The organism is Shewanella sp. MM_2022_3 (assembly GCF_022557375.1).
In the GTDB taxonomy this organism is placed as follows: Bacteria; Pseudomonadota; Gammaproteobacteria; order Enterobacterales; family Shewanellaceae; genus Shewanella; species Shewanella xiamenensis.
This window is the reverse complement of the sequence record NZ_JAKZGV010000043.1, coordinates 22648-35877: the sequence shown is the minus strand read 5'-3', so window position 1 is coordinate 35877 and position 13230 is coordinate 22648. Positions and strand designations below refer to the sequence as shown.

At 46.1% G+C, this 13230-nt stretch carries 11 protein-coding genes; 7 read left to right on the top strand and 4 right to left on the bottom strand.

Translation table 11 applies throughout. From position 1 onward, the window contains the following. The first annotated feature begins 107 nt into the window (after positions 1-107). The 6 genes from MMG82_RS17130 (at position 108) to MMG82_RS17105 (ending at position 5905) form a co-directional block, all read left to right on the top strand. The gene (locus MMG82_RS17130; protein WP_241407175.1) at positions 108-482 is read left to right on the top strand and encodes a DP-EP family protein; all 375 of its coding nucleotides are present in this window, start codon (positions 108-110) and stop codon (positions 480-482) included. Positions 483-695: 213 nt separating this feature from the next. Beyond that, positions 696-1745 (top strand): transposase, encoded by a 1050-nt coding sequence (locus tag MMG82_RS17125; protein ID WP_241407174.1) that lies wholly within the window; start codon positions 696-698, stop codon positions 1743-1745. A gap of 266 nt (positions 1746-2011) precedes the next feature. Next, a complete protein-coding gene (locus MMG82_RS17120; protein WP_241407173.1) occupies positions 2012-3031 on the top strand; it encodes a sensor domain-containing diguanylate cyclase in 1020 nt (339 codons plus the stop codon). A 61-nt stretch (positions 3032-3092) separates the two neighbouring features. Next, the gene (locus MMG82_RS17115; RefSeq protein WP_241407172.1) at positions 3093-4103 is read left to right on the top strand and encodes a hypothetical protein; all 1011 of its coding nucleotides are present in this window, start codon (positions 3093-3095) and stop codon (positions 4101-4103) included. Positions 4104-4426: 323 nt separating this feature from the next. Further along, positions 4427-5332 carry an EamA family transporter gene (locus MMG82_RS17110; protein ID WP_241407171.1) on the top strand — a complete coding sequence of 302 codons (906 nt, stop codon included), beginning with the start codon at positions 4427-4429 and terminating at the stop codon, positions 5330-5332. 42 nt (positions 5333-5374) lie between these two features. Continuing rightward, the gene (locus MMG82_RS17105; protein WP_088585804.1) at positions 5375-5905 is read left to right on the top strand and encodes a lipocalin family protein; all 531 of its coding nucleotides are present in this window, start codon (positions 5375-5377) and stop codon (positions 5903-5905) included. A 104-nt stretch (positions 5906-6009) separates the two neighbouring features. Here MMG82_RS17105 and MMG82_RS17100 read toward each other — a convergent pair whose 3' ends face one another. Both MMG82_RS17100 and MMG82_RS17095 read right to left on the bottom strand, forming a co-directional pair. Continuing rightward, positions 6010-7602 (bottom strand): ABC-F family ATPase, encoded by a 1593-nt coding sequence (locus tag MMG82_RS17100; protein ID WP_080612461.1) that lies wholly within the window; start codon positions 7600-7602, stop codon positions 6010-6012. Positions 7603-7958: 356 nt separating this feature from the next. Continuing rightward, positions 7959-10220 carry a heavy metal translocating P-type ATPase gene (locus tag MMG82_RS17095; protein ID WP_241407170.1) on the bottom strand — a complete coding sequence of 754 codons (2262 nt, stop codon included), beginning with the start codon at positions 10218-10220 and terminating at the stop codon, positions 7959-7961. A 137-nt stretch (positions 10221-10357) separates the two neighbouring features. Between MMG82_RS17095 and MMG82_RS17090 the strand changes: the two genes are divergently transcribed. After that, positions 10358-10747: a MerR family transcriptional regulator gene (locus MMG82_RS17090; protein ID WP_055647778.1), complete on the top strand. Its 390-nt coding sequence runs from the start codon at positions 10358-10360 to the stop codon at positions 10745-10747. Between the two features lie 86 nt (positions 10748-10833). Here MMG82_RS17090 and MMG82_RS17085 read toward each other — a convergent pair whose 3' ends face one another. Both MMG82_RS17085 and MMG82_RS17080 read right to left on the bottom strand, forming a co-directional pair. Beyond that, positions 10834-12870, bottom strand: coding sequence for a prolyl oligopeptidase family serine peptidase (locus tag MMG82_RS17085; protein ID WP_241407169.1), 2037 nt, complete (start codon positions 12868-12870; stop codon positions 10834-10836). Positions 12871-12929: 59 nt separating this feature from the next. Further along, entirely contained in the window at positions 12930-13172 is a 243-nt protein-coding gene (locus MMG82_RS17080) for a hypothetical protein (protein ID WP_037416867.1), read from the bottom strand. Between the last annotated feature and the right edge of the window lie 58 nt (positions 13173-13230).

Here is a 13230-nt window from a genome sequence, read left to right as displayed (position 1 = left end):
AACCCTCAAATAGCAATACCATATTTAGATTCAAAACGCTGTCTAGATAAATTTAACGTTAAAAAATAACATAATTAAAAACTGTAATTAAAAAGAGGAAAGAGAAAATGATTACACCACAAGGTGCAGCTCAATTTATTAAAGTAAATGTTACTCTAGAAAATGGTGAACCTGTATTTATCTATACCGATGCTAGCGGTGAACAGTGCCCAGGTGATGTCACTATCACTCAAGCTGGAACTGTAACCTATTTGCTGAATGACCAAACCGGCAAAGGGTTAAAATTTGTCGGTGTGGGTTTTGTAACCCCGTTTGATGAAATCGTCGATGCGGTGACCATTAGCAGCGATGGTATGTTAGTGCAACTTGTCGACCTAGATAGAACCCCTGGCACCACTAAATTCCAATTTGTATTGAGTAATACGGCTAATACTCTGTTGGTATTAAGTCCTGATCCAGAAATAATTAACAAACCAAATTAATGTCAAACATAAGTGGAAAATAAGTGGGGACAGCCATGTCTTTTTGTGCTTTGTCCCCTCTTCTACTAGTCTTTAAATTATCTTCACCTTGTCTGTTTGGAGCGAGTCATGACCTCGGCCAGAGAAAAGCGAGGACAGCCATGTCTTTTTGTGCTTTGTCCCCTCTTCTACTAGTCTTTAAATTATCTTCACCTTGTCTGTTTGGAGCGAGTCATGACCTCGGCCAGAAGAATGCTTATCGATGCCAATACAACACCCTTCTATCATGTGATTAATCGCTGTGTCAGAAGGGCTTTTTTGTGTGGTGAAGATAAACTCACTGGGCGCAGTTATGAGCATAGACGTGGCTGGATTGTCGATAAAATCAAAGCATTATCCACCATCTTTTGTATCGACATTTGCGCCTATGCAGTGATGAACAACCATTACCATTTAGTGCTTAAAATTGATGTCGAGAAGGCCAAATCGTTAACGCAAAAAGATATTATCAGCCGCTGGTGCCAAATCACTAAAGGCCATGCCATTGCCACTAAGTATATGAATGGTGATGCATTAATCGACGGCGAACGCATGTTACTCGATGGCTTAATTGCTGAATGGCAAAAGCGATTAAGTAGTATCTCTTGGTTTATGCGATGCTTAAATGAAGAGATTGCCCGTAAAGCCAATCGAGAAGATGAGTGCAAAGGCGCCTTCTGGGAAGGTCGTTTTAAATCCCAAGCACTGTTAGATGAGCAAGCATTACTGGCGTGTATGATGTACGTTGATTTAAATCCTATTCGAGCAGGCATTGCCGATTCTTTGCAATCCTCTGATTTTACATCGATTCAAGAGCGCCTGAATGCGCTTTCATCTAACAGCGTCACACCACTGTCAACCCAACTCCCTGTAGATAACACTCAACCATTACCACATAAACCCCTCGTAAAATTTGATGGTGCAACGCATCTCCAACAGCAAACGGCCATTCCCTTCCATTTTGCCGATTATCTCGAGCTTATCGATTGGACCGGCCGCGCCATCCGCCATGATAAAAAAGGCTTTATCGATAACCTACGACCTAAGTTGCTTAATGAGTTAGGGATTGCATCCGATGCCTGGTTACTTTCAGCCAAGGAGTTTCGTCGCCAGTATAGTGGTGTAAGCGGTCGATGGGATGCAATGTGTGCATTTAAACACAAGCAAGGTGGCAAATGGTGCCGAGGAAAATCCCATAGCCAAGCACTACATCCCGACCAAATTAATGGACTTACACTGCGTTAAATTGCCCCAATAACAAATATTCGACTCAGTCTTAATGCTTAAGATTGGGGGCTATTTAGTCCCAATTTTGCGAGATGTAAACAAGCGCCAAGCTAACCATGATCCTAATTGCAGACAAAACGACTCAGAAGGCAAAATTTAATACATTTAAAATCAAATAATTACACCAGAAGGTAAGCAGAAGGTATCTTTTCTTCCGCCAGAATAAAGTCATCCTCAGAAAAGCGCCTAGCGCAGATGATTAAAGTTCACAGGGAAAGATAACAATGACAAACTCACCGAAACTAGCTCGCCCACACCCCGCCTTATCTATTGTCGATGATGCTGCATTGCCCGCAACTCAGCATGCAAAGGCTGCCGAGTTACCGCTGAACTTTTTCGAGCATTCTTCCCTCGAGACCATTGAACTCTTTATTCAACATTTAACTGAAGCCATGATCTTAGTGAATGCCAACGGCTTTATCCGTTCGTGCAATCAGCGCAGTGCCGAGCTGCTCGATTGCCCGCAGGCGACTTTAAAGGGCCAAGACTGGCGCAATTTTTTGACCGAACATCATCAAGCGCGCTATGACAATCTTCTGAGCCACGATGTGCAATTAGGCACCAACTGTGGTCAACCCGTGCAGCACCCAGCGCAGGAAACCACGCTGATCTGTGCCTCAGGCAAGGCCAAAGATGTTGAATTGTCTATCTCTTTTATTCCCAGCCATGATCCCGTATTTGTGATGGTCATGCACGATTTAACTCACCATAAAGCAGAAAACCAAAAACTACGTAAGCTCGCCGCGACCGACTCCCTCACCCAACTGGCGAACCGTCGCTATTTTGATGAAATGCTGCAACAACACTGGGAAGAATGCACCGCCAAACTGCGCCCTATCAGCGTAGTGATTATCGATGTGGATTATTTTAAGGTGTTTAATGATCAGTTTGGTCATATCCAAGGTGATGAATGCCTTAGAAAAATTGCCAAAGTGATCGCCACTATTGTGCCTATCGAAATCGGTCTTGCGGCCCGTTACGGCGGCGAAGAGTTTGCGCTGATCCTGCCTAATCACAATGCCAAAATGGCGCTCACCATAGCGCAAAAAATTCAGCAAGGGATTAATAATATTCGTTTTACTGACCAAGGGCTCAGGGATTATGTCTCGGTAAGTGCCAGCCAAGGGATTGCCAGTGAAGTCAATGGCCAGTTCCGTACCTCACTCGCCATGGTATGCGCCGCCGATACCGCGCTTTACCGCGCCAAGGCCGATGGTCGCGATAGAATTAATACCTCGCTGTGATGATATTTGTCTGAAATAAAACCAAAGGTTTATGCATGACATAACCACAAGGATGTCACCCATGAAAACCTCAAAAAATATCTGTTTTAGCTCGAATAACTTAGTTCAAGACCTCGCTCAAGAAACATCAGAAAATACGGCTAAAGTCGTTTTATTAGGCTCGAAAACACTCGATATTTTCACTTGGCAAGCTTGGATAAAAAACCAACATGGAGGACTAGTATTTCAATATTGTTGTGAGTTTAATCATACGGGCTTTATTGTGAAGATAAATGCACTTGGCAATATTGAATCGGTTGTTAATAGCCGATTATTATCGATTGAGATGACTTCGATGTCATGTGGCTTAAATGATGATTATTGGCATTTATTATCCATCAGCTACCAATATCATAAGCTAAAATGTTATATCGATGGCGATGAAATCGAAGTTCAACAGCAAATTATCCCTTTAACAGATAACCGTGTATTAAAGGCTATGTCCAATAACGCATTATCTTTTGAAGGAGAAATGACTAACATCAGTTTAATTGAGCACGACTTAACAGACTATCAAATCCTAAATTATTATCTACAACCTGATAGTCAGTCATCTATCACCGAAAACAATATTTATACTGCACAAGATAAACACTCCCTAAAAAACATTCATTCAAATCCACTTAATTCAACAAGGCAAGATGTGATGCTAGTTATTTTTAATGATACAAAATATAAATTCATTAAAAACAATCTAACCACAAATGATTTCAAAAAACAGCTATCCAATATTATTCCAGCCAATGATCGTTGTGCTTATATAATTGAATCAAACAATCAAAATTGGCCACACTTTATTTATCATGCTAATTATGTTTCCGAAGAGGATCCCGATATTGCGTTAAATTTTGATATATTAAAATCTCTCACACCTAATCGTTCCCGTGTGCATTTGCAGCTTACCAACGAACTGACATTTGATTGCTTTATCAGTCAATCTACTTCGAGTCGATTAATCGCCGAAATTCGTATCAGTGAAAATATCGATTTTACGCTAGCCAAACATGCTCTGCGCTTTATTAAGGATTATTAAAATCCTAGGATTGATCGTTGCTCGCTCCGACAAGCGAATGAGCACTTAAAGACTGAAGCGATCCCCGTTATAGCGTGGGTCATAAAAAGCCCCTTACCATTTGCAATACAGCGACCTTTTATCCTAAATACCTGCGTCTAAGTATGCGATATCAGGATCGTCTAATCCCAATAAAATGCTCCCCCTTCGAAACAGCTAGTTTGCACGATACCCAAAGTACAGTCGAATACCTCGCTAGCCTAGCTAGATATTTTAGGGCAAACTCAGCGTCCTTACCCGTTGGACTGTTTCTACAGTACTGGACTGTACGCTAAAGGTGACACATGAATCCACCTCCTACTTTAGCCTTGCTCTTTGCCCTATTGGCTGCCACCTTAATGGGCACGATTGGCGTATTCGCACGCTTTGCAGCTCTGCCAGCCGAACATATTACCTTTTACCGCCTGCTACTCGGCGCGCTATTTTTAATGGCCTATATGCTGTTAACGGGAAAAAGACAGCAAATTCGCCATAAACCGAGCAAACGCACCTTGATAAATGGCGCTATGCTCGCCGGATTTATGGCTTTTTATATTGAGGCCATTCAATACACTCAAATGGCAACCGTGATTATGATCATCTACCTCGCGCCTGTGGTGTCTTCGGTATTTGCGCACTTTGTGTTTAATGAAAGACTCAACCGATTCAGTATGGCAAGTGTGGTACTCGCCTTAGCAGGCTTTATATTAATGCTGCCCATCACATCGAGCCAATCACTATATGATTCTGAAATATTGGGATATTTTTATGCATTATTGTCGTTACTGACCTATAGTGGCTTTATCTTAATCAACCGCAAACCGAGTGCCGCCTCACCCTATCAAAGTACGCTGGTACAGCTAGGTGTTGGCGCTTTATGCCTACTTCCCTTAGTGTTTACCACACCCTTAGTACCCAGCCTGAATCAATTTGCTTGGCTGCTGGCAATTGGGTTCTTTCCGGGATTTTTAGCTATTCTGTTTGCAGTAAAAGCTCTAAATCAATTGCCATCAATCACCTACGGCACACTCTCCTATGTGGAACCTGTGGTGGTGGTCACTCTGGCGTGGTGGTTATTTAATGAAACATTAACCGCACAGCAATTGATAGGTGTGGTACTGATAATGCTGGCTGGTATAGCACAAGGTTGGTTAAGCCAACACAAAGCCCTAAAAAGCCCTGAAAATCCCTCTGTTTGCCACCATGAATAAATGAGTAAAATATAAACTAAATCTTTTTGATAGGAGCATCACTTGAAAAAACTACTCTTAATGATCAGTGCTTTGGTCCTGACAGGCTGTCTAGGAATGCCTAACTACGTCGAACCCGTTAAAGATTTTAAACTCGACCGCTATTTAGGCAAATGGTACGAGATTGCGAGGCTTGACCACTCCTTCGAGCGCGGATTAACCCAAGTTTCTGCCGAATACAGCCTTAAGCCCGATGGCGGCGTTAAAGTCATTAATCGGGGCTATTCTGCCGCCAAACAGGAATGGAAAGAAGCCGAAGGTAAAGCCTATTTTGTGAATGGAGAGAACGAAGCCTACTTAAAAGTCTCCTTTTTCGGGCCGTTTTATGGTTCGTATGTGGTCTTTGGGCTCGACCAACAAAATTATCAATACGCCTTTATCTCGGGGCCAGATACGGATTATTTATGGCTACTAGCCCGAACTCCAACCGTGTCCCCTGAGGTGATTAAGCAATTTGTCGACATGGCGAGCGCCCGCGGCTTTGACACTGACAGCTTGATTTATGTCGAACAACAAGCCGAGGCAAAACAATAACCGCTAAGCCGAGGCTAACACTCAAGGTAAACACCATAAACAAAAACGCCGCTCAATAAGCGGCGTTTTTTATCTGATCATTTAAGGCTATTTAAAACAAGTAATTAGCCTTCGATGCCCTTGCTCGCGAGGAACTCATCATAGGTGCCCTTGAAGTCATTCACGCCGTTAGGAGTAATTTCAAGGATACGGTTGGCCAGTGACGATACGAATGCGCGGTCGTGACTCACAAACAACAAGGTGCCTTCGTATTTCTCTAAGGCGTTGTTTAAGGATTCGATCGATTCCATATCCATGTGGTTGGTCGGTTCGTCGAGCATCAGGATATTTGGTTTTTGCATGATGAGCTTACCAAATAACATACGGCCCTTTTCACCACCCGAGAGCACTTTGACAGACTTTTTAATGTCGTCGGCGCTAAACAGCATACGACCTAAAATACCGCGTACCGCTTGGTCGTCATCTTCAGGTTTACGCCACTGGCTCATCCACTCAAAAAGCGTCATGTCGTTAGCAAAATCAGACTCATGATCCTGCGCGTAATAACCGATATTGCTGTTTTCAGACCATTGGATATGGCCTTCATCCTGTGGAATATCATGGATTAAAGTACGCAGCAGGGTAGTTTTACCCACACCGTTCTCACCGAGGATAGCGATACGCTCACCCACTTCGACAATCAGGTTTAAGTCTTTAAACAGTGGCGTGTCATAACCTTTCGCCAAATTCTCAACCACTAACGCATTACGGAACAGTTTCTTTTCCTGCTCGAAACGAATGAATGGGTTAACACGGCTAGAGGCTTTAACTTCATCCAGCTTGATCTTATCGATTTGACGGGCACGAGACGTCGCTTGTTTTGCCTTAGAAGCGTTAGCAGAGAAGCGCGCAACGAAGGTTTGTAGCTCAGAAATTTGCGCTTTCTTCTTGGCGTTGTCAGCTAGCAAACGCTCACGGGCCTGAGTCGCTGCTTGCATATATTCGTCGTAGTTACCTGGGTAAACACGCAGTTCACCGTAGTCTAAGTCTGCCATATGGGTACAGACTGAGTTTAAGAAGTAACGGTCGTGCGAAATGATGATCATGGTGCTATCGCGTTGGTTCAAGACGTCCTGTAACCAGCGGATAGTGTCGATGTCCAAGTTGTTGGTAGGTTCGTCGAGTAGCAGTACATCAGGATCGGAGAACAGCGCCTGCGCCAATAATACCCGCAGTTTTAAACCTGGGGCGATTTCAGACATTAGACCGAAATGGCTTTCGATACCGATACCCACACCAAGTAGCAGTTCACCAGCGCGAGATTCGGCGGTGTAACCGTCCATTTCGGCAAATTCCATCTCAAGGTTTGCCACGGCAATGCCGTCTTCTTCGCTCATTTCAGGTAAAGAATAGATACGGTCACGCTCTTGCTTGACCTTCCACAGTTCACGGTGGCCCATGATAACGGTGTCAATCAGCGTGTATTCCTCGTAACCGAATTGGTTCTGGCTGAGTTTGCCCAGACGCTCGTTGACGTCTAAAGATACGTTACCGCTGCTCGGCTCTAGATCACCGCAAAGGATCTTCATGAAGGTTGATTTACCGCAGCCGTTCGCACCGATAAGACCGTAACGGTTACCGCCGCCGAATTTAACTGAGATGTTTTCAAACAGTGGCTTAGCGCCAAACTGCATGGTGATATTCGCTGTTGTGATCAAAATGAACTTCCAAATCGAGTAATGTTGGCCAGACTATTGGCAGTGCATATAAGCATAAACCAATTTCCACCAGCCTGAGGGGGTAAAAATAAACGTGGCACTATAGCAGTTTGGGTTAAATTATCAACTAAAAAGGCCCCGTTAGCCGCGAATGCTTAAGCGATTCTGAGCCATGTAACCCAAAGATAACTGTTTATTTAACCTGAATTTTTACAAATACAACCCAAGATAATCCTATTGGATGACAACTGAATTAACATTGCATTTTTAGCCAGACAATCCAAATACCGCCCACTGAACTGGGCGGTATTTGTAAGCCCCCGCTCACTCGCGGGCCGATAAACAATACCAATACGTTACAGTTTTTGCTGTCTTAAACGGTTCGCATTGGTGACCACAGTTAAAGAAGACAGCGCCATCGCAGCCCCGGCAATCACAGGACTTAACAGCATACCCGTAAGCGGATACAAGACGCCCGCCGCCACTGGGATACCTAAACTATTGTAGATAAAAGCCCCAAACAGGTTCTGTTTAATATTGCGAATGGTCGCGCGGGAAAGTGCCAATAAGTTAGCAATCACTATCAGCTGATGCGACAGTAGAGTCATATCCGCGCTTTCGATCGCCACCTCAGTGCCCGATCCCATAGCGATCCCCACATCGGCGCTCATTAAGGCAGGCGCATCGTTGATACCATCCCCCACCATGGCAACCACATGGCCTTGCTGCTGTAAGGCTTTAATATGCTGCTGCTTTTGCTCGGGTAACACACCCGCAATCACTTCCTCTATGCCTACTTGAGCTGCCACCGCCTGCGCCGTTTGTGGATTATCTCCAGTCAGCAGCACTACTCGAATGCCCTGTGAGCGTATTGCACTAATCGCTTCTTTCGCATCGGCTTTTATCGGGTCGGCAATCGCGATAGTGGCCACTAACTTACCCGCCTTAGCGACATAAATCGGTGTTTTACCCTGTTTGGCAAATTGCGCGGCGGCTTCTACCGTAAAACCTGAGCTGCTGCCTGTCACGCCCTCCCCTGACGGCACATCAAATGCAGCCATTAAGGCTTGATTCCCCACTAAAAAGTCGGCGCCATCGACTCGCCCTTCTATACCCTTACCTTGATGATTAATAAAAATCTCGGTTGCGGGCAATGGAATCGAGGCTTGCTTAACATAGCTAACCATTGCGCTGGCCAGCGGATGCTCTGAATGCTGCTCAAGACTGGCGATAGCGCCAAGTAGTACGTGCTTGTCTTCATCGCTGAGTGCTTGGTCATTGTCACCAGCCCAATGGATATCGGTCACTTGGGGTTTACCCTGAGTCACTGTGCCGGTTTTATCCAGCACCACGCAATCAACCTTGCTGGCGCTTTGCAGTGCTTCACCATTTTTAACCAAGACGCCCATTTGAGCAGCGCGGCCAACGGATACCATGATAGACATAGGTGTCGCTAAGCCTAAGGCGCAGGGACAGGCGATGATCAGCACGCTGGTGAGCACCACAAGCGCATGACTAAGCGCGGGTTCTGGCCCAACAAGATACCAAATCGCCGCCGCGAGTAAGGCGATAACCACGACCGTTGGCACAAATACCGCCGAAATGTTATCGGCCAGGCGACCAATCGGCATCTTTGAGGTTTGCGCCTCCTGCACCAGTGCGATGATTTTGGCAAGGCGCGTATCCTGCTGCCCAGCGGTCACTCGGTAGACTAAACTGCCGTTACCATTGACAGTTCCCGCGCTCAGATTATCCCCAACATGCTTTGGCACCGGAATAGGTTCGCCCGTTAGCATGGCCTCATCGAGTAATGACTGGCCGGACTCCACCACGCCATCGAGTGCGACCCTGTCGCCGGGGCGAAGTCTGAGTTTATCCCCCAGTTTAAGCTGGTCGATTTCCACCTCTTCATCGCCATTGTCGCCAATACGAATCGCAGTGGAGGATTGCAGGCCGAGTAAGCGCTGCACTGCTTCGCTGGTCTTACCGCGCGCTTTTAATTCAAGGGCATGGCCTAAGTTAATCAAGCCTAAAATCATCACGCTCGCCTCAAAGTACACATGGCGAGTATCCATTGGAAACGCACTCGGAATAAGCACCACCAGCATGGAATAAAGCCATGCCGTGCTGGTGCCTAACACGATTAAGGTATCCATATTGGTGGTTTTGGCTTTAAGCGCTCGCCACATTCCCTGATAGAAATGGCGCCCGGTACCGACTAAAAGAGCCAGCGTGATTAAACCCATTATGCCCCAACCTAGCTGCATGCTAGGGCGATTAATCATCATCTCGCCGCCCAGTAATCCCCATAACATCATAGGGATACCAACCGCGAGTGCTGCGATAGCCTGACGCATCCGCAGGCGATACTCCACCGCATCTTCGACCCGCTTTTCCTCTGCAGCCGCCTTTGCGTCCACAATCAACTGGGCGGGATAACCCGCCTTATCCATAACAGCCAGCGCCGCATCACTGCTCATCTTGCCATTCACAGTCACTTGCTTATCGGCGAGATTGATACGGGCACTCACATCCAGTTCGGCCGCAAAGGCCTTTTCAATTTTGGCCACACACCCCGCACAATTCATGGTGGCGACATAGAGTTTTATCTGCGACATGGAAGATCCCTCACTTGAACTTAACCGCTATAGGGTTAAGATAAAGTCTCCCATCACGGGAGAGTCAAGGGTGTTTTTGTGGCAAGTATCACACTTGTCTGCACGAGTCTTTAGAACAGATAAGAACTGAGGTCAGTATGAAAATTGGTGAAGTCGCGAAGCACACAGGGTTAAGCGTCAAAAGCATACGCTATTACCACGATATCGGCCTTGTCTGCGGCGAGCGTAACGAGGCGGGATACAGGGTGTATCGCCATCGGGATATCGAATCGCTGAAATTTGTCCACCAGTGCCGCGACTTAGGTTTTAGCCTCGAGGATTGCAAACTCCTGCTTGGTTTGCGTAATAACGACAGCCGCAATGCCGAAGATGTGAAGCAACTCACCCGCAACCATTTGGCCTATGTTGAGGATCAAATTGGTAAATTGCAGAATCTTCGTAGCCAGTTACAGCAAATGGTCAGCGAGTGCCAAGGCGGCGAACAGCCCCACTGCGCCATTATTGATAGCCTTAACCACCAGCATTAAATCCGCCATCACCCGCATTAAGCCAGCCATAAAAAAGCCTGCTTGGATGCAGGCTTGTTTATGGGGTTGTCACTCATACCAAGGTGTTAGCGCTTTAGCGCGGCCACATTATCTAGCTGCAACGCTGGCAATTTACCCGCTGGCGTAAATGAAAACACTTGCCCATAAAAGGCTAACTCGGTTTCTAATCCCGCCGCTTTATGTTCTGGCGTGCGTCCATCACTTGCGTCATCGCCATAATCGATATAGGCCGTCGGCACACCTTTGGCTTTAAGGGCATCATAGATTTGCCGCGACTGCGCCGTTGGTACAATCTTGTTTCTCAAGCCTTGGAAAATCAGCAAAGGTTCATTCAAACCATCTAAGTGATTGAGTGGCGATAACTCGCGGTAGCGTTCCTTCTTCTCTGGATAGGGGCCGATAAGTTGGTCTAAATAACCCGACTCAAACTTATGGGTTCCCTTAGCGAGCTGCTCAAAATCGCTGATACCCTCATAGCTCACACCCGCTTGAAACACATCATAAAACGCTAGCGAAGACATCACTGTTAAGCCACCGGCGCTGATGCCGCGAATAGCTAATTTATTGGCGTCTACCCAGCCCTTAGCCACTAAATACTTTGCGGCATTAACCGCATCCTCTACATCGCTTTCACCCCATTTGCCATAAAGGCTTTGGCGATAGGCGCGGCCAAAACCACTGCTGCCGCGAAAGTTTAAATCCAGCACCGCAACCCCGCGGCTGGTCCAAAACTGGATTTCACTGCGATAGGCCAGTGAAGCCCGCGCCGTCGGCCCGCCATGTAGCATCACGATAAGTGGCGGCCTTGTGTCGTGGGGCGCCACGTAATTAGGGTTCACAGGGCTGTAAAAATAACCATAGGCCTGCTGATTTTTACCGGTAGCGAAGGCAATATTTTTCGCCCGCGAGACATAGTTGGGATCAAGATTCGCGAGCGCTGGGGCGTACACAAGCTCAGTGCCACGCCCAACAACGCGATAAATACCTTTCTCTGGTGTTGCCTTAGCGCCAACAAAATAAACACCATCTTCGCCCTTTACCACCTGAGTGATCTCAGCAAAATCAACGGCAAGAGATTCGGTCAATCCGGAATCTAAGTGCATACGCAGCAATGCGGCTCGATTACCTTCAACGTAGCTCGCGATGAGAGTCGAAGCATTTTCAAAGGCATAATTATGGTTACCTAAACGCCAATCCGGCACCGCAAACTCGGCATTTTTACTCAAAACAGGCTCTAGGGTTTCCCTAGAGGTGACGCGGTAAATGTTCCACCAGTTACTGAGATCGGACACCACATATAATTTACCGTCTGGACCAAATAACGGCTGAGTCACCGAAGAGTCCTCTGGCGTACTCACCTTACGAATATTTTTTAATTGACCTTTGCGGTCAAGATCCCCAAGCCAGAGCACACTCTTATCCCAAGGCATATAGGGATGTTCCCAAGTGATCCACGCTAATTGGGTGTTATCGGGTGAAATAGTCGGAGAAGAAATAAAATCATGACCCGTAACAAAAGTATCGCCTTCACCAGCAAAGTTAAGATTGATAGTCACCAGGCTCGCTTTCGGTTCGCCGCCCTGACGGTGATCTTCACGCACACAAATAATCCGTGAGCCCTTAGGATATGCCACACAATCGGCATGACGAGTACCATTGGGAGTTAACGGCAATGGTGGCTGATTAGGCGCAAAACGGTAAAACAGCTGATCCTGCAATTTAGTGGCAAATAGGCTCTGACCTATGCCCAAAAACGCCCCACCGCCATACTCATGCACAGTAGATTTAACATTAAAATCAGGAGGAACCACTTCAGTGACCTTGCCAAGATCATCGAGACGCTTGATACCAACTTTGCCTTGGGCACGTCCGCTCGATTCTGCAAAATAAATCGCATTACCTACACTTTGTAGTTCAGCAATATCATCGGTTCGTTCAAAAACCTCAGCAGCAGACAAAGGTGATTGCCAGCTGCCATAGGGTGCAACTTTAATGTCGCCGCTTTCCTTGGCAGATTGATCTTTTGTATCCGTACGCTCACACCCGCCGAGTAGCAGTAACACTGCACTTAGCAAGAATGGAAAATAGCGTCCTAACCCCATTGTGTTCCCCAAGTTTGCAAACTAAAACAAACCGTAAATATGCAAATCCCCTTAAGGGCTTATTTTTTGACTTTTTTAACAAACCATTTCAGTACGCTAGCTTGTTGTACTTGCGTCAGACCAAAGTAAATACAAATCCAAGGTGATAACAGAAAAAACCACGGGATCACGGCGACCGAACGACCACTGAAGAGAAGAAAAAAGAAGCCTCCGTAAATCACTATGACTCCTAAGGCACCGACAATCAGCATCATCCGCTTGGTAATTTTTTCCAGCCAAAGGGCTTTATCCTGCCATGACATTCAGATAATCAACTCCAATACGATAATGTCAACTCTATTTGTAAAGTTATGTAAAAAA

Bases quoted from the DNA above. Each gene is read 5' to 3' on its own strand.
- MMG82_RS17130 (WP_241407175.1), top strand. From the start codon at position 108: ATGATTACACCACAAGGTGCAGCTCAATTTATTAAAGTAAATGTTACT.
- MMG82_RS17090 (WP_055647778.1), top strand. From the start codon at position 10,358: ATGAAAATTGGTGAAGTCGCGAAGCACACAGGGTTAAGCGTCAAAAGC.
- MMG82_RS17110 (WP_241407171.1), top strand. From the start codon at position 4,427: ATGAATCCACCTCCTACTTTAGCCTTGCTCTTTGCCCTATTGGCTGCC.
- MMG82_RS17125 (WP_241407174.1), top strand. From the start codon at position 696: ATGACCTCGGCCAGAAGAATGCTTATCGATGCCAATACAACACCCTTC.
- MMG82_RS17120 (WP_241407173.1), top strand. From the start codon at position 2,012: ATGACAAACTCACCGAAACTAGCTCGCCCACACCCCGCCTTATCTATT.
- MMG82_RS17115 (WP_241407172.1), top strand. From the start codon at position 3,093: ATGAAAACCTCAAAAAATATCTGTTTTAGCTCGAATAACTTAGTTCAA.
- MMG82_RS17095 (WP_241407170.1), bottom strand. From the start codon at position 10,220: ATGTCGCAGATAAAACTCTATGTCGCCACCATGAATTGTGCGGGGTGT.
- MMG82_RS17085 (WP_241407169.1), bottom strand. From the start codon at position 12,870: ATGGGGTTAGGACGCTATTTTCCATTCTTGCTAAGTGCAGTGTTACTG.
- MMG82_RS17080 (WP_037416867.1), bottom strand. From the start codon at position 13,172: ATGTCATGGCAGGATAAAGCCCTTTGGCTGGAAAAAATTACCAAGCGG.